The organism is Dactylosporangium thailandense, assembly GCF_059739745.1.
This window is the reverse complement of sequence record NZ_AP029195.1, coordinates 9,705,539-9,721,807: the sequence shown is the minus strand read 5'-3', so window position 1 is coordinate 9,721,807 and position 16,269 is coordinate 9,705,539. Positions and strand designations below refer to the sequence as shown.

At 72.6% G+C, this 16,269-nt stretch carries 11 protein-coding genes and 1 pseudogene; 3 read left to right on the top strand and 9 right to left on the bottom strand.

Annotated features, from left to right (window positions below):
* Nucleotides 1–69 precede the first annotated feature (69 nt).
* Nucleotides 70–2,019, top strand: coding sequence for a SpoIIE family protein phosphatase (locus tag AC6JBM_RS43170; RefSeq protein ID WP_497979531.1), 1,950 nt, complete (start codon nt 70–72; stop codon nt 2,017–2,019).
* 344 nt (nt 2,020–2,363) lie between these two features.
* Here the strand turns inward: AC6JBM_RS43170 and AC6JBM_RS43165 are convergent, their stop codons facing one another.
* From AC6JBM_RS43165 to AC6JBM_RS43145, 5 genes are all read right to left on the bottom strand, one after another.
* The gene (locus AC6JBM_RS43165; RefSeq protein ID WP_497979530.1) at nt 2,364–3,632 is read right to left on the bottom strand and encodes a mannosyltransferase family protein; all 1,269 of its coding nucleotides are present in this window, start codon (nt 3,630–3,632) and stop codon (nt 2,364–2,366) included.
* 547 nt (nt 3,633–4,179) lie between these two features.
* The gene (locus AC6JBM_RS43160) at nt 4,180–4,662 is read right to left on the bottom strand and encodes a PH domain-containing protein (protein ID WP_497979529.1); all 483 of its coding nucleotides are present in this window, start codon (nt 4,660–4,662) and stop codon (nt 4,180–4,182) included.
* A gap of 16 nt (nt 4,663–4,678) precedes the next feature.
* Complete coding sequence (locus AC6JBM_RS43155) at nt 4,679–5,995, bottom strand: glycosyltransferase 87 family protein (protein WP_497979528.1); 1,317 nt, start codon at nt 5,993–5,995, stop codon at nt 4,679–4,681.
* Nucleotides 5,996–6,450: 455 nt separating this feature from the next.
* The gene (mqnP, locus tag AC6JBM_RS43150; RefSeq protein WP_497979527.1) at nt 6,451–7,362 is read right to left on the bottom strand and encodes a menaquinone biosynthesis prenyltransferase MqnP; all 912 of its coding nucleotides are present in this window, start codon (nt 7,360–7,362) and stop codon (nt 6,451–6,453) included.
* Entirely contained in the window at nt 7,359–8,819 is a 1,461-nt protein-coding gene (locus AC6JBM_RS43145) for a menaquinone biosynthesis decarboxylase (RefSeq protein ID WP_497979526.1), read from the bottom strand. The genes mqnP and AC6JBM_RS43145 overlap by 4 nt, the downstream gene beginning before the upstream one ends.
* Before the next feature lie 86 nt (nt 8,820–8,905).
* Here AC6JBM_RS43145 and AC6JBM_RS43140 point away from each other — a divergent pair, with 86 nt between their 5' ends.
* On the top strand, nt 8,906–9,538 hold the full coding sequence (locus AC6JBM_RS43140; protein WP_497979525.1) for a UbiX family flavin prenyltransferase: 633 nt from the start codon (nt 8,906–8,908) through the stop codon (nt 9,536–9,538).
* Here the strand turns inward: AC6JBM_RS43140 and AC6JBM_RS43135 are convergent.
* On the bottom strand, nt 9,501–9,728 hold the full coding sequence (locus AC6JBM_RS43135; RefSeq protein ID WP_350610253.1) for a BldC family transcriptional regulator: 228 nt from the start codon (nt 9,726–9,728) through the stop codon (nt 9,501–9,503). The two genes, AC6JBM_RS43140 and AC6JBM_RS43135, sit on opposite strands and share 38 nt — an antisense overlap.
* Nucleotides 9,729–9,913: 185 nt before the next feature.
* On the opposite strand from AC6JBM_RS43135, the gene AC6JBM_RS43130 reads away from it, so the two are divergent.
* Nucleotides 9,914–10,360: an Lrp/AsnC family transcriptional regulator gene (locus AC6JBM_RS43130; RefSeq protein ID WP_497979524.1), complete on the top strand. Its 447-nt coding sequence runs from the start codon at nt 9,914–9,916 to the stop codon at nt 10,358–10,360.
* 38 nt (nt 10,361–10,398) lie between these two features.
* Here AC6JBM_RS43130 and AC6JBM_RS43125 read toward each other — a convergent pair whose 3' ends face one another.
* The 3 genes and pseudogenes from AC6JBM_RS43125 to AC6JBM_RS43115 form a co-directional block, all read right to left on the bottom strand.
* Nucleotides 10,399–11,004, bottom strand: a complete 606-nt coding sequence (locus tag AC6JBM_RS43125; protein ID WP_497979523.1) for a putative glycolipid-binding domain-containing protein — start codon at nt 11,002–11,004, stop codon at nt 10,399–10,401.
* 72 nt (nt 11,005–11,076) lie between these two features.
* A pseudogene (locus AC6JBM_RS43120) lies at nt 11,077–12,294 on the bottom strand (DEAD/DEAH box helicase); the annotation flags it as partial.
* 171 nt (nt 12,295–12,465) lie between these two features.
* A complete protein-coding gene (locus tag AC6JBM_RS43115) occupies nt 12,466–16,230 on the bottom strand; it encodes a hypothetical protein (RefSeq protein ID WP_497979522.1) in 3,765 nt (1,254 codons plus the stop codon).
* Between the last annotated feature and the right edge of the window lie 39 nt (nt 16,231–16,269).

Sequence of the window (16,269 nt, the reverse complement as noted above, 5' to 3'; positions counted from 1 at the left end):
CAGGCGGTGTCCACCCATCGTCGTCCTTCAGGTTGGATTGTTACCACCGTTCAGTGGAGACTGCGAGATGTGACAACCCAGACCGTCCGGAGGCTCAGGCTCCCGGCCGACCATAGCTCTCCCGGTCTGGCCCGCGAGGCGATCCGGACGATCGCGCACGAACGGGACCTCCTCCCGGTGCTCGACGAGGCATTGCTGCTCGTCACCGAGCTCACCACCAACAGTGTCGTGCACGCCGGGACCGAGGTCGACCTCGAGATCACCGCGAGCGACACCTCGCTCACCGTCGCCGTGCTGGACTTCAGCCCGGGCGTCGTCACGCCCAGGTCCGTGGAGACCGGCGGTGAGCTGCCCGAGCGCGGGCGGGGCCTGCTCCTCGTCGAGCAGATGGCCACGGCCTGGGGCACTGTGCACTTCTCCGGCGGCAAGGGCGTCTGGTTCCGCCTCGACGTCACGCCGGTCGATCTCCCCGACGTGCCCGCGTTCGACCTGCCCTCCGCCGTGGACTCGCTGATCTGGTCCGGCACCGGCGTCTCGCTGGAGGAGCTCGCCGAGGAGCTGCTGCAGCGGCTGTGCCGGGCGATCGGGGCCCAGGGCGCGGCGCTCACCGTGGACGAGGGCGACGGGCCGCACACCGTCACGGCGTATGGTCGCGTCGGCGGCGAGACCCAGTCGGCCGGCGGCGGATTTGGCCGCCGGGTGCCGCTGCGCGTGGCCCGCCCGTGGCGCGCCGAGCTGTTCGTGGCCGGGGGAGCGAACAGCCCCTACGCGCGGCCGCTCACCGCCCTGGCCGCCGACCGGCTCACGCTCCTGGTCGAGAACCACCGGCTGCGCCGCGCCGACGCCGAGCGCCGGACCTGGCTGACGTTCCTCGCCGACGCGAGCGAGCTGCTGGCCCAGTCCCTCGACGTCGAGCTCACGCTGGCGCTGATCCCGCGGCTGGTGGTGCCGCGGCTCGGGCAGTGGTGCGCCATTCACGCCGTGGACGCCGGGGGCGAGCTGCGCCTGGCCGCGGCCACGCACGCCGACGAGTCCCAGGTCGCCGGCCTCCTCGACGCCCTTGCCCAGGCCGCGCCGCAGCTCAAGGAGGCGATGGGGACCGACGCCGTGGTACCGCTCGGTGCTCCCCTGGAGGGCTACATCGTCGCGCTCATCGCCCGCAACCAGCACCTCGGCACGCTGGTGGTCGGCGGCAAGGGGGACACCTGGCAGCGCGCCGAGGAGGTGGCCGTCGTCGAGGACGTGGCCCGCCGCGCCGCGCTCGCCATCGACAACGCCAACATCCACGCCGAGCGCCGCCGCGTGGCCCAGACCCTCCAGCGCTCGCTGCTGCCGCCCCAGCTGCCGAAGGCCGAGGGGATCGAGTTCGGCGCCGAGTACGTGCCCACGGGCGAGGGCGTCGACGTCGGCGGCGACTTCTACGACGTGGTGTCGCTCTCCGCCCGCCGCTGGATGGTCGTCGTCGGCGACGTCTCCGGCAAGGGCGTGCAGGCCGCCACCGTGACGGGCCTGGTCCGCGACGTGACCAGGGTCCTCGTCCGCGACGGGCGGCCGCTGCCCGAGGTGCTCGTACGGCTGAACGAGACCCTACTCGAGCGCGGCGGCGGGCGGTTCTGCACGCTCTGCCTGGCCCAGATCCTGCGCCGCGGGGACAACCGGCTCGATGTGACGCTGCACCTCGCCGGGCACGACCAGCCGGTCCTGCTGCGCGCGGATGGCAGCACGGAGCTGGTCGGCGCCTGCGGCACCGCCCTGGGCCTGCTCGACACCATCAACACCCCGCGCAGCCAGGTCCTGCTCGACCCCGGTGACACGCTGATCTTCTTCACCGACGGGGTTACCGAGCGGCGCCGCGGCATCGACCTGTTCGGGGTCGAACGGCTGCGCGAGGAGGCGGCGAACCTGGCCGGCTTCCCGGCGGACGTGGTGGCGGCGCGGCTGCGGGCGCGGACGCTGAGCTATTCGCCGGAGATCCCGCGGGACGACATCGCCATCTTCGCGGTGCGCAACGACGCCTGACGCTTCCGCGGCTCCGCCCGCGCGTGCCCCGCTTCACCGGCGCGTTTTCCGCTTCGCCCGTGTTTTCCGCTTCGCCCGTGCGTTCCGGCTTCGCCCGTGTTTTCCGCTTCGCGCCCGCGCTTTCCGGCTTCGCCCGCGCGTTTCGCGCTTCACCGGTGCGTTTCCCGCTTTGCTGGCGTGCGTCCGCCTCGCGGACGTGCCTCCCGGCTTGCGGACGCGTTCCCCGCTTCGTCGGCGCGCTCCCCGCTGTGCTGGCGGTTTAGCCCTTTCGCGACCGACCGTCGTGTTTGCGCCGTTTTTTCGCCTCATCTCATGATCTGCGGTTGTTTGTCGTTCGGTGTCGTTCAGGCCACCCAGCCGGAGTGCAGAAAGTGGGCGGCGAGCACGCCCTGGGTGCTCAGGAACGTGGCGAGCACGGCGCGGTCGAGCCAGGGGCGCCTCCCGAGCGCGCCGAGGGCCATGAACGCGGGGAACACCTCGAGCCCGATGCGGGACGCGGAGTAGAGCGGATACGGGATATCGCTCGTGTACCGGCTGGGAAAGCTCACCATGAACGCCACCAGGGCCAGGCCGAGTAGCGGGTAGATCGCCTGGTCCAGCGTTCGTCTCAACCAGGGGATCAGCAGCACGGCGAGGGTCGCGACCGTTGCGAGCTCGAGAACGTTGTGGGCCCAGATCTCCGTGAACCATGGGCCGGCGTGCCGGGCGGCGTTCATGGGCGCCACCCAGGGCCAGGTCAGGTGGCGGCCCCAGTGCGCGGCCTGGGTGTGGGAGAACGCGAGCGGGTCGCCGTACGCCTTCTGGTTCACGATCATCACCACCCCGAGCCCGCACGGGATGCCGATAAAAGCGCATATTTCGGACCAGTGCCGCAGATTTCCGGCGCCTCTGAGCTTCCCGGCGGCCCTGTGCTTGGCAGCAGCGTTGGGCACTTCGGCAGTGTTGAGCTTTTCGGCAGCGTGGAGCTTGGCGGTGGCGCTGAGCTTTCCGGTGGCCTCGAGCTTTTCGGTGGCACTGAGCTTTTCGGTGGCGCTGGCCTTTTCGGTGGTGCTGAGCTTTTCGGCGGCCCTGAGGCGGAAGGCGGGGATGCCACGGTGCACCCGCACGTACTCGAACGCGAAGGCCGCCGCGAGCAGGATTCCCGCCGAGCGGGTGGTCGCGGCCAGGGCGCCCAGCGCGGCGGCGGACCACCAGAGGCGGCGGCGCAGGCAGTACACGGTCGCGAGCATGAGCGCGAGGAACAGGCCCTCGTTGTAGGCGGCGCTCAGGAAGAAGCCGGTCGGGAACGCGACGAGGTAGAACGTCGCCCGGGCGGCGGCGGCTCGGCCGAGTTCGAGGTCTGTGAGGCGGTACAACAGGATGAGCGCGGCCAGCAGGGCTCCGTTGGCGACGAGCAGCGCCGCGACCCAGGGCCGGCCGAGGCACAGGGGCGTGGCGGCTCGGATGAGGAGCGGGTAGAGCGGGAAGAAGGCCGCGGGCGAGGCATCGGGCGTGGGCTGGTAGCCGTGCTCGGCGATCGCGACGAACCACTTGGAGTCCCACTGCGATGCCCACAGCCGGGCCACCTGGCTGGGCGTCCTGTGCGGTTGCTGGTCGCCGATCCACGCGAACACGGAGACGGCCGCGAGGCCGGCCCGGCTCGCGGCGAAGGTTCCGCCGCCGACGAGTACCGCCCGCCGCCAAGGACGATCCCCGACCCGCCCGCCGGTCGCGTCCGGCTCGCTGCCGGCGCTGGTCGGCCGCCTCTGACCAGGTGCCTTCCGGCGCTTATCGTGCACGGCCGTCGATGCGCTGGGCCGGGTCGCCGCCGTCGTCTCGGCCCTGCTCGGCGGGGCCGCCGTCGTAGTCTGTGCCGCGTTCAGCTGAGCCGCCGGCTCCGTCTGCGTCGCCGTCTGCGTCGCCGGCTCCGTCTGCGTCGCCGTCTGCGTCGCCGGCTCCGTCTGCGTCGCCGTCTGCGCCGCCGGCTCCGTCTGAGTCGCGCTCGGCTGGGCCGCCCTCATCGTCTCGGCCGCGCTCGGGTTGGCCGCCGTCGCCGTCTGGCCGGCGTTCGACCGGGTCGCCGTCGCTGTCTCGGCCGCGCTCGGATTGAGCGTCGGGCTCGTCGTGCTCGGCTCGCCCGGCGGCTCCGTCGCTGGAGTCGCGGGCGGGGGCGGGCTCGGGTCAGCCGGTGGCGCCACTGGCGGCCCGGATGCGGTCCAGGGCGACGGCGACGTCGGCCGGGCGGGCGTTCAGGTCGTACGTGCTGAGCAGGTGCAGGTTTTCGCCCGTGTCGATCTCCAGGAACTCGCTGCGCAGGCCCGCGCGGGTGCGCGACTCGAGCCGTACGCGCTCGATCTCGGGCCAGGCCAGGCGGCGGTGGCCCGCGTAGCCCGACACGACCGTCACGCCGTCGGGATCCGCGGCGAGGCGGACGGGCGCGAGGAGGTCGCGCAGCGCGTAGGCCCCGGCGACGACGGCCGCGACGATGGCCGCGCTCAGGGCCGGCCGGTCCTCGGCGAGGAACGCGGCGCCGAGTGCGAGCGCGACCGTGACCGCGCACTTGAGGGCCGTGAAGCCGGGCGAGACCCGCCACCGCATGGTCGTCGGCTCGGGGCCGTCCGGCTCATCGGCGGCGGGCTGCTCGGAGAAGGCACCACTGCGCATCCGCACATCCCTACGATTACGCGACCCAGCCGCCCCGCACGAAGTAAGCGGCCAGAATCGCCTGCAGCATGAAGAAGAGGGCGATCACGATCCGATCGAGCCAAGGCCGCGCCCCGATGCGCGCCAGGATCATGAACGCCGGGAAGACCTCGAGACCGAAGCGCGAGGCCGAGTACAGCGGATATGGCATGTGCGACGACGGGAAGCTGATCATGAGCAGCGTGAGCCCGATGCCGACCAGGGGCAGCACCCACTGGTCGCGCCGCAGCCGCCACGGCCCGACGAAGCACAGCGCGAGCAGCGCGATGCACGCGAGCGCGGTCGCCAGCTCCAGCAGGTTGTGCACCCACACGTCGCTGAAGCCGAAGCGCAGGCCGAACCCGCTGTGCAGCGACTGGAACCCGCGCCAGACCGGCGCCCACGGCCAGTCCAGGTGCCGTCCCCAATAGCGCTGAGCCTTCAGGAACGCGAACGGCTCCCCGTACGCGTTCATCGAGAACGCCGCGACGCCGGCCACCCCGACCGGGATGAGCAGCACCGCGAGCGCGCTACTGCGCAGTTTGAAGCGATTGACGCGGACGTACTCCCATACGAACGCCGCCGCCAGCAGCACCCCGGCGGACCGGGTGAAGACCGCGAGCCCGCCGAACGCGCCGGCCCACCACCAGTGCTGCTGGCGCAGGCAGTACAGCGACGCGAGCATGAGCCCGATGAACAGCCCCTCGTTGTAGCCCGCGGTCAGGAAGAACGCGGTCGGGAACGCCACCAGGTAGAGCACCGTGCGGCCGGCCACGACGCGATCGAGCTCGCGTTCGGTGAGCCGGTAGAGCACCACCAGCGCCCCGAACGACGCGAGGTTGGCGACGAGCAAGGCGGCCACCCACGGCTTGCCGAGGCAGAGCGGGGTGAGCGCGCGGATGAGCATCGGGTACATCGGGAAGAACGCGGCGGGCGCCTTGTCCGGATCCGCGTAGTACCCGCGCTGCGCGATGTCGATGAACCACTTCGAGTCCCACTGCGAGGCCCACTGCGCCGCGATGTACGTCGCCGTGACGTTGGGCCGCTTCTCCCCGATCCACGCGAACGCCGTGACGACCGCGAGCGCGATCTTGCTGGCGACGAAGATCCCGAACCCGGCGAGCAACGCCCGCCGCCACGGCCGATCCCCGCCCGCCGTCGCGCTGCTCTTCGGCCCCGTCGGCACTTCGTCGCCCGGCGCCGCTTCCAGGGACGCTCGTCCGTCCGCCACCGCGCCCGTCGCTGCCCCCCGGCTCAGCCCCGCCGGCTGGTCGGCCGTCGACCGCGTGAGCGCCGCCGGCAGCCGTTCGGACACGGCGGCAGAGGACCCAGCCGCAGAGGACCCAGCCGCGGAAGACACGGCGGCGGGTGATGCGGCGGCCGGAGATGTGGCGGCGGGAGATGTGGTGGCGGGAGATACCGCGGCCAGAGATGCGGCTGCGGGCGACACCGCTGCGGAGGACCCGGAGTCGGGAAGCGACTCGGCGATGGAGGGGGGCTCTGCCGCGTCCGGGGCGGTGCGGGGCCGGGCGGTGGCGAGCGACTCCGCGGCCGACGGCGGTCCGCCGGCGGGCGCCCCAGCCCGTCCGTAGGGCGTCGACTCCGCGGCCGACGGTCCCCCTGCGGCCGACTCAGCCCATCCGTGGGGCGTCGACTCCGCAGCCGGCGACGGTCCCGTGGCGGGCGCCCCAGCCCGAGCGGGGGACGGGTGGGTGCTTGAGCGGTCCTCGGGGTCGTCGGCCATCTGCGGCATCGTAGAGGCGCCCATCGTCAGATTCGTAGCCCGCCGCGGACCACGAGGTCGAGCAGCGCGAACACGAACAGGGCGATCCCCACGAACCCGTTCGCCGTGAAGAAGGCGCGGTTCACGCGGGACAGGTCGCTCGGGCGCACGATCGCGTGCTCGTAGACGAAGGCCACGGCCGTGATCGCGAGGCCGATCCACCACAGCCAGCCGAGGCCGACGAGCTGGCCGAACCAGACGAACAGGCCGAACGTGACGACGTGGGCGATGCTCGACAGCCGCAGAGCGAAGGGCACGCCGAAGCGGGCCGGCACCGAGTGCACGCCGATCTCCCGGTCGACCTCGGTGTCCTGGCAGGCGTAGATCAGGTCGAAGCCGCCGATCCAGAGCCCGACCGCGGCGCCGAGCACCCAGGCCGGGCCGGAGCCGCGCAGGTCGCCGGTGACCGCGAGCCAGGCGCCGACCGGCCCGACCAGCTGCGCGATGCCCAGGATGGCGTGGGGCCAGTTGGTGAAGCGTTTGCCATATGGGTACACGATCAGGGGCACCACCGCCAGCGGCGCCAAGGCGAGGCAGAGCGGGTTGAGCAGGGCCGCGGCCCCCAGGAACACGACGATGGCGACGATCGCGCCCGTCCACGCCGTGCGCACGCTCACCGCGCCGGTCACGAGCTCGCGCCGGGCCGTGCGCGGGTTCCGCGCGTCGATGTGCCGGTCGATGATCCGGTTGGCGGCCATCGCGAACGTGCGCGCGCCGACCATCGCGATCGTGACCAGCAGCAGGTCGAGCCAGCCGACGCGGGGCCGGTCGCCGCCGGTGGTGGTCATCACCGTCAGGGCGGCCAGGTAGGCGAACGGCAGCGCGAACACCGAGTGCTCGATCGCGACCAGCCGAAGGAACGCCTTGACCCGGCTCGGGGAAGCCTCAGCGATCGTCACTTGAACCCATACTCTCTCCAGCGCTTGTCGACCCGAGCCACGACATCGGGGGACATGATCATCTCTTCCGGCCAGCCGCGATGGTAGCCCTCGGCCGGCGTCTTCCGCGTGGCGTCCAGCCCCGCCTTGCCACCCCAGAACTGCTGGTAGGAGGCGTGGTCGAGGTGGTCGACGGGGCCCTCGGTCAGCAGCAGGTCGTGCTTGTAGTCGACGTTGCCGAACGCGCGGAAGGCGACCTCGGCGTAGTCGTGCACGTCGCAGTCGTCGTCCACGACCACGATCAGCTTGGACAGCGACAGCAGATGGGCACCCCAGACGGCGCTCATCACCTTCTGCGCGTGCTTCGGGTATCGCTTGCGGATGGAGACGATCACGCAGTTGTGGAACACCCCGGCGGCCGGCAGGTCGTAGTCCACGATGTCCGGGATCAGCAGCTTGAGCAGCGGCAGGAAGATGCGCTCGGTCGCCTTGCCCAGGCCGTGGTCCTCCTGCGGCGGCTTCGAGGTGATGATCGAGTGGTAGATCGGCTGCTTCCGGGTCGTCATGCACGTCACGTGCAGCACCGGAAAGTCCTCGACCGGCGTGTAGAAGCCGGTGTGGTCGCCGAACGGGCCCTCGGGCAGCCGCTCGCCGGGCTCGAGATAGCCCTCCAGCACGATCTGCGCGTTGGCCGGCACCTGCAGCGGCACCGTGAGGCAGTCGACCATCTCGACCCGCTCGCCGCGCAGGAAGCCCGCGAACAGGTATTCGTCGATGTCGGAGGGCAGCGGCGCGCTCGCGGTGTAGCAGACCACGGGGTCGGCCCCGATCGCGACCGCCACCGGCAGCCGCTGGCCGAGGCGCTCCGCGACCGCGTGGTGCGCCGTGGAGTCCTTGTGGATCTGCCAGTGCATGCCGATCGTGTTGTGGCTGTGCTGCTGGAGGCGGTAGAGCCCCAGGTTGCGCTTGCCGGTCTCCGGGTGCCGGGTGTGGGTCAGGCCGAAGTTGTGGTAGATCCCGCCGTCGTCGGGCCACACCTGCAGGCCGGGCAGCCTGTTGAGGTCGACCCGGTCGCCCTTGTAGACGACCTCCTGGCAGGGCGCGGTCTTGACGTGCTTCGGCGGCACCGACTTGAGCTGCATGAGCTTGCCGATGCCGTCGCGGATGCCCGCCCAGCCGACCGGCAGCTCGGGCTTGACCAGCTCGCCGATGCGCGCCCCGACCTCGTTGAGGTGCTCGACGCCGAGCGCCATCGCCGTGCGCCGCTCGGTGCCGAACAGGTTGATCGCCACCGGCATGTCGCCGCGGGTCGGCTTGTCGAAGAGCAGGGCGGGACCGCCGGCCCGCACGGTGCGGGTGACGATCTCGCTGATCTCCAGGTGCGGGTCGACCGGCGCCGCGACCCGATGCAGCTCTCCCGCCTTCTGCAGGGCGTCCAAAAACTCGTTGAGGTCTGCATAGGGAAATCCGCGAGCCATGCCTGCATCCTCGCAACCGGGTACGACATTTTCGTCGGCGCCCCTCCCTGCCCGGCCTTTCGCAGCCGCCGTGGCAGAGTTGTCGCGTGTATCAGCGCAGGCCGTGGGTCGTCGGGGTGTCCGGGGCGTCCGGCACGCCGTATGCGGCGGCCGTGATCCGGGCGTTGTTCGACGCCGGCGAGGCCGTCGACCTCGTCGTGTCCCGCGCGGCGCGGCTCACGATCCTCGACGAGACCCGAGTGTCCTTCCGGGACGCGCACTGGAAGGACGATCTCGCCGCCTGGCTCGGCCGGCCGCTCGAGGGCGCCGACGTCGCCTACTGGCCGGCCGGTGACCTGGCGGCCGGGCCGAGCAGCGGTTCATACCCGGTCAAGGGCATGCTGGTAGTGCCGGCGAGCACGGCCGCATGTGCCGGTATCGCCATCGGTTTGTCCAAGGACCTCCTTCAGCGCGCCGCTGAGGTGAACCTCAAGGAACGCCGCCCGGTCGTGGTCGTGCCACGCGAGACCCCGGTGACACGCAGTCACCTGGAGCACCTCATCGCATTACACGACGCGGGTGCGGTGATCCTGCCCGCGAGCCCCGGCTTCTATGCCGCCGGTGCCGCGGCCACGGCCGCTCAGCTGGTCGATTTCGTCGCCGGCAAAGTTCTCGACGCCGTCGCCGTATCGCACAGCCTGTTCACTCGTTGGTCGGGTGAGCTCGGCCATTCCCGTTAGAGGTGTCATCAAGAGCGTCATCCCCTTCGAGCAACGCCCTCACCTCGGATTCCCGGAACCGCCGGTGTCCACCCGGGGTTCGGATGCTGCTGATCCGGCCGGCCGCGGCCCAACGTGTCACCGTCTTCGGATCGACGCGAAACAAGGCAGCGACCTCACCGGGCGTCAGCAGACGATCTCCCGTCTCCACGGCCCCTCCTTTACCCTGGGTGGCTCGCCGGGCTCGCGCACCCCCATGCTGCGAGTCTGAAAGCGCGAGTCATCCTGGGATGTACGCCCATTACAGCACCGCTCACGTGCCGTGTCCGGGAAACGAGGAAAACGCACTTCTGGGTATTTAGCTGTGTTAAAAGCCGGACCGTTAGGCTTGTCGCGATGGATGCGATCGACCGACAACTCATCGACCTCCTGCGGGACAACGCCCGGCTTCCATATGCGGAGCTCGCCCGGAAGGTCGGCCTCTCCGCCCCGGCCGTGCACGAACGCGTCGGCAAGCTCGAGTCCTCCGGCGTCATCCGCGCCTACCGGGCCGAGGTCGAGCCCGAGACGCTGGGCCTGCCGCTGACCGCCGTGATCGGAATCGTGCAGGACAGCAGCGGTGACACCGATGCCGTTCTCGATGCCCTGCGCGAACGCGAAGAGATCGAGTCGTGCTACTTCATGGCCGGCGAGGAATCGTTTCTGTGCAAGGCGCGGGTGAAAACGATCGGTGACCTCGAACGGCTCATCGTGGACCTGAACCGCGTCAAGGGCGTGGCCCGGACCCGCACCACCGTCGCGCTTTCCACGAAATGGGAGGGGCGGATCCGGCCGGCCGGCTGAACGAATCCGGCGAGGTAGGTCCGGGCCGCGAAGGCGGTTCATGCCAGCGTCGCCAGGCCCGAATATTCGGCGACGTAACCGTCGTCGGTGATGTCGAGGTCGGCGACGAAGTTCTCAGAGCGGTACCGTATCCGGCTCTTCGCCACGACCTCGTAACTCTGCGCATAGGGCAGGACGGCCAGGCTCGGCAGCAGGACCCACGCCGCCTCGATGTCGACCTTGGTGCCGGGTTCGGCGCGGTGCAGCCCCAGGCGCCGAATCGGCAGCGTGTTGGTCAGCGGCGAGTTGTGCAGGTCCACGTCGAGTACCGTGTGCAGCCGATCCGGCTCCTCGATGCCCGACATCGGCGCGGTCGGCAGGACCCGCTCGAGGTTGCCCTGCTCGCTGGTGGTGACCCGCCAGCGCCCGGCGGCCCGCTCCATGCGCAGGGTCCGCAGCCAGCCGGCGCCCTCGACGGCGACCTCCAGCCGGGTGCTCACCCACGACTCGTCGGTGTGCAGATCGTAGCGGCAGGTGTACAGCGCGTTGTCCGCCGCGAACGCGACCCCCTTGGCGTGCAGGCCTCGCCTGTCGTCCAGGGTGACGAACTCTCCGCCGACGGTGTCGGTCCGCTGCCAGGCGAACGCCCGCGGTAGCACGGTCATCCCCGGACCGTACTCGACCGCGAGCGTTCGTGTGGGCCTCGCTACCGAGGGTTATCGATTGCGGGGCGGGCGCCGGTCGTTCATGCGCCGGCGGCCGGGCGCTCCCGCGTGGGCGGCCGGGTTCGCGTTGTACGAGATGCGCACCGGCACCCCGCTCGGCTGACGAGCGCCGGTGACCTCGGCCAGCGCCGGGTCGCCCGCGCGAACGCGCAGCTCGTTGGGGGTGACGCCGGCCTTGGCCAGCAGCGCCGCCGCCCGCCGTCGCTGCCGCGGCAGCACCAGCGAGACGACCGTGCCCGCGGCCCCGGCCCGAGCCGTGCGGCCGGCCCGGTGCAGATAGTCCTTCTGGTCCCGCGGGAGATCCACGTGTACGACCAGAGAAACATCGTCGATGTGAATCCCGCGCGCCGCCACATCGGTCGCGACCAGCACGTCGACCGTGCCCTCGCGGAACTCGGCCAGCGTGCGGGTCCGCACCCGCTGCGTCTTGCCGCCGTGCAACGCCCCGGCCCGCACGCCGACCCGCGCGAACTGCTCCACCAGCTCGTCCACGGCCAGCTGGGTCTTCACGAACAGGATCGTGCGACCCTTGCGAGCGGCGATGGAGGCGGCGATGGCCACCTTGTCATGCGGCGGTACCAGCAGCACGTGGTGATCCATCGACCCCACCGAGGCCACCGGCGGCTCGATCGAGTGCGTCACCGGGTCGACCAGGAACTTCGCCACCAGCGCGTCGACGTCCTTGTCCAGCGTCGCGGAGAACAGCAGCCGCTGTCCGGTCGCGGGCGTCTGGCTCAGGATCTCGGTGACCTCGGGCAGGAAGCCCATGTCGGCCATCTGGTCGGCCTCGTCGAGCACGGTGACCTCGACCGCGTCGAGGCGGCAGGCGCCCCGCTTGATGAGGTCCCCGAGCCGGCCCGGCGTCGCCACCAGCACATCGACACCGCGTTCCAAGGACCAGATCTGCCGGTCGTACGGCACGCCGCCCACGGCGGTCTTGCAGAACAGGCCGAGCACCTTGGCCAGCGGGGTCAGCGCGTCGTTGACCTGCATCGCGAGCTCGCGGGTCGGCACCAGGACCAGGGCCTTGGGCGCGTGCGGCCGGGAGCGGCCGGAGGCGGCGAGCCGGGCGAGCAGCGGCAGGCCGAACGCGAGCGTCTTGCCCGAGCCGGTGCGGCCGCGGCCGAGCACGTCGCGGCCGGCGAGCACATCGGGGATGGTCGCCGACTGGATCGGGAACGGATCGGTGATGCCCTCTTTGGCCAGCGCCCGCACCAGCTTGTGCGGCAGTCCGAGGCTCGCGAACCCTGGCCCGGTGGCCGGCTCTTGCTCGGTGGTCGATTCGAAGAGGGAGGGATACGAGCTGGGGTCAGCGAGCAGCAAGGAGCTGGGACCTTCCGATTGGAGAACGGTTAAGAGTATCCGATCTCCCCCGGACGGTCCCAGCCGCCGTGTCGCGCCTCACTTGGGCGACTTGACGCCGCCGAAAACGCTGTCGATGAAGTTGTGGGCGAGCGTGACGGTGAAGTAGCCGCCTACGAGCAGTACGACCACCATGACGGCGATCAGGATGAACACCCGGCCGTTGCCGGACTTGCGGGGCTCCTCGTCGTCGTCGGACTCCTCGGTGCCCTGACTCAGAATGTGCCCGGTGAGTGACCCGGTGTTCTCGAACGAGCTGCCCTCGCCGTCGACGGCGGGGAGGGGCGTCGGCGATGCGCCGCCCTTCCCGCCGTAAACCGTGCCGGCGGAGGCCCGTTCGTTGCGGGCCCACTTCCCGTAGCTGTCGGCCGCTGGGGCCGGTTCCGCGACTTCGGCCTCGTCCTGCTCGGACTCCGCCTCATCCTCGGCTAATTCGCCCTCCTTGTCGGGCGGAGGGATGGCCGGGGGCTGGCCGTGCTCCGGTCCGTGCTGCGAAGGCGCGCCGCTGGACGGGTAGACGCTGCCGGGCGCGCGGTTGGCCGGCGGCGGGTAGCCCCCGGTGCCGGGCCAGTTCTGCTGCTGTACCTCATGTTCGTCGCTCTCCGTTCCCGGCGCGCCCGGCACCGGCGGCGGTGCCCAGGCGGGCGGCTGGCCGGGCGGGTTCCAGCCCGGCTGCTGCTGGCCGTACTGCGGTTGTCCGTACTGGGGTGGCGGCTGCTGCCCGTACGCCGGCTGCCCGTACTGCGGGGGCTGCTGACCGTACTGGGGCGGCTGCTGCGGGTTCCAGCCCTGCTGGGCCGGGGGTGCGCTCTGCGGCTGGTTCCAGCCCTGCTGGGCCGGCGGGGCCGACTGAGGCTGGTTCCAGCCCGGCTGCTGCGCGGGCGGGGCCGACTGCGGCGCATTCCAGCCCTGCTGGGCCGGGGGCGCCGACTGGGGTGCGTTCCAGCCCGGCTGCTGGGCCGGTGGGGCCGACTGGGGCTGGTTCCAGCCTTGCTGGGCCGGGGGCGCCGACTGGGGTGCGTTCCAGCCCGGTTGCTGCTGCCAGCCCGGTTGCTGGGGCTGCGGTGGGCGCCAGCCCGGCTGGCCCGGCTGGGGCTGAGGCTGTTGGCCCTGCCAGCCCGGCTGGGGCTGCCCGGGCTGGGGCTGCCAGCCCTGGACGGGGGGCTGCTGGCCGGGCGGGTTCCAGCCCTGCTGCTGGGGCGGGTGCTGCGGCGGCTGCCAGCCCGGCTGGCCCGGCTGAGGCTGGGGCGGCTGCGGCTGACCCTGCCAGCCCGGCTGCGGCTGCCCGTGCTGCGGCTGCCCGTGCGGGGGCTGCCCGTGCGGGGGCTGCCCGTGCGGGGGCTGGCCGGGCGGCGGGCCCCAGCTCTGCTGGCCGGGGAGCGGCGCGACGTACCCGGGGCGGTTCCACCCCTGCTGCACCGGCGGCGGCTGCTCTGCGGACGCCTCGCCGTTCTGGCCCCACGGGTGCTCCGCGGAGGGCATCGAGTACGCGGGCGTCTGCGGCTGGCTGCCACCCTCCGCGCCGCCCCGGTTGCCGTCGTCGGGCTGGGCGTCGTCGCTCGTGTCCGTGCCCGCGTTGGCCGGCAGCGGGGGCGGCTCCTCGGCCACGAGGAACGGGGAGCTGGAGACGGGTGGCGGGGTTCGGTCGCCGCCGAAGGGCGGGGCGGGGCTGTTGTCGGGCAGCCCGTACGCCGATCCGCCGCCGGGCCCGAACGAGGAGGCCGGCTGCGAGTCCGGGACGCCGTAGGAGGGCGCGCTGGCTCCGCCGAACGACGGGCCGGGCTGCGAGTCCGGCACTCCGTAGGCCGGGGCTCCGGATGATGGTGCGCTGGCTCCGCCGAACGACGGGCCGGGCTGGGAGTCGGGCACTCCGTAGGAGGGCGCGCCGGACGATGGTGCGCTGGCCCCGCCGAAGGACGGGGCTCCGGACGATGGTGCGCCGGCTCCGCCGAACGACGGGCCGGGCTGCGAGTCGGGCACTCCGTAGGCCGGGGCATCCGGGATCGGCGGCGGGCTGAAGCTCGGCGGGCCGGGCGGCTCGGGCGGCGTCGACAGGCCGGGCGCGCCCGGGTAGCCGGGCGTGCTCGGGATCGGCGGTGGGAAGCCGGCCGGGTTGTAGGCCGGTGCCTCGGGCGTGCTCGGGATCGGCGGTGGGAAGCCCGCCGGGTTGTACGCCGGGGCGCCCGGGATCGGCGGCGGGTTGTACGCCGGGGCCGGTGCGTCGGGCGTGGTCGGGATGGGTGGCGGGTTGTACGCCGGTGCCTCGGGCGTGCCGGGGATCGGGGGCGGGAAGCCGGCCGGGTTGTAGGCCGGGGTGCCCGGGATCGGCGGCGGGTTGTACGCCGGTGCGTCCGGAGTGCCGGGGATCGGCGGTGGGTTGTAGGCGGGGGTGCCCGGGATCGGCGGGGGGTTGTACGCCGGTGCGTCGGGGGTGCCCGGGATCGGCGGGGGGTTGTACGCCGGTGCGTCGGGCGTGCCCGGGATCGGGGGCGGGTTGTAGGCGGGAGCGTCGGGTGCGTCCGGGGCCTGGAACGGGCCGGGCTGGAACGGGCTGGGCTGGAACGGCGACGGGCCGGGGAACGGCGGCTGCGGCTGGGGCGGCGGGAACGGCCCCGGCTCCGGGCCGGGCTGCGGCGTGGGCTCCGGCTGGGGGATGGGCTCCGGCTGGGGCGCGGGCGGGTACGGGTGCGGGATCGGCTCGGGAGTCGGCGCCGGCGGGAACGGCGAGGGCTCGGGCTGCGGGGTCGGCTCCGGGCTCGGGAACGGCGAGGGCGTCGGGCCGGGGATCGGCTCGGCCGGCTCGTCCTCGGACGGCGAATCGCTCGCGGCGGACTGGCCGGTGGGGACGGCGCCGCCACCGCGGTACACGGTGGGCGTCGACCCCCGCGCCGCCTGAGCCGCCTCCTCGGCACTGACCGTGTGCAGGCCCGGCACCGAAGCGCTGGCCCGCGCGGCCGCGACGGCAGCCCCGGCGGCCGCGGCCCCGGCTCCAGCGACCGCGGCACCAGCCGCGGCTCCGGCTCCGGCGAACGGCGAACCGGCGTTCGGGAGACCGTCGCTCGGCGCATCGGCCGCGGGCACCTGCGAGCGCTGAATCGCGAACGGGTGGACCACCGGCGCCGACTCGCTCACCTGCGCGAACGCGGGAGCCGGCTCGTCGGCCTGCCCATGCGCGGGCGCGGGCTCGCCGAGCGGCGAGTAGGACGGGGCCGATTCGCCGGGCGGCGAGTAGGACGGGGCCGACTCACCCGGCGGACCGTACGACGGTGCGGGCTCGGCGGCCTGGCCGTATGCCGGTGCGGGGTCGTTGAGCGGGTCGTACGCGGGAGGCGCGGAGGACGGTGCCGACTCGCCCGGCGGGTTGTAGGACGGGGCCGGGTCGGCCGGCTGGTTGTAGGCCGGGGGCTCGGCCTCGGCGGCCGGCTGCTCGGGAGCCTTCCACGGGCGTGCGAACGCGTCCCACGACGACTCCATCGCGGGGCGAGGAGTGCGCGAGCGGCTCGGCAGCGGCGGCTGCTCCTCCTCGGCGGGCGCCGACGACGGGGCGCCCGGCTCTGCGGTGGTCGCGCCGAAGGGCTGGTAGGGCGGCGGCTCCGCCGAGGCAGAGGCCGGGGGCTCGTAGGACGACGGGGCGTCCGGCTCGGCCGAGGTGGTGCCGAAGGGCTGGTAGGGCGGCGGCTCCGCCGGAGCAGAGGCCGGGGGCTCGGGCTCGGGCTCGGAGGACGAGTAGACGGTGGCGCGGTACGTGCCGGCCTCGTGTCGCATCTCCTCGTAGTCCGCGTTCGGGGACGTGATGCCCGCCACTGTGGCGCGGCCCACCACCGGGGTCAGCGGGGTCGACGA

Coding starts and splice junctions, on each gene's coding strand:
- AC6JBM_RS43160 (WP_497979529.1), bottom strand. CDS start 4,662: ATGCGCAGTGGTGCCTTCTCCGAGCAGCCCGCCGCCGATGAGCCGGAC.
- AC6JBM_RS43125 (WP_497979523.1), bottom strand. CDS start 11,004: ATGACCGTGCTACCGCGGGCGTTCGCCTGGCAGCGGACCGACACCGTC.
- AC6JBM_RS43130 (WP_497979524.1), top strand. CDS start 9,914: ATGGATGCGATCGACCGACAACTCATCGACCTCCTGCGGGACAACGCC.
- AC6JBM_RS43145 (WP_497979526.1), bottom strand. CDS start 8,819: ATGGCTCGCGGATTTCCCTATGCAGACCTCAACGAGTTTTTGGACGCC.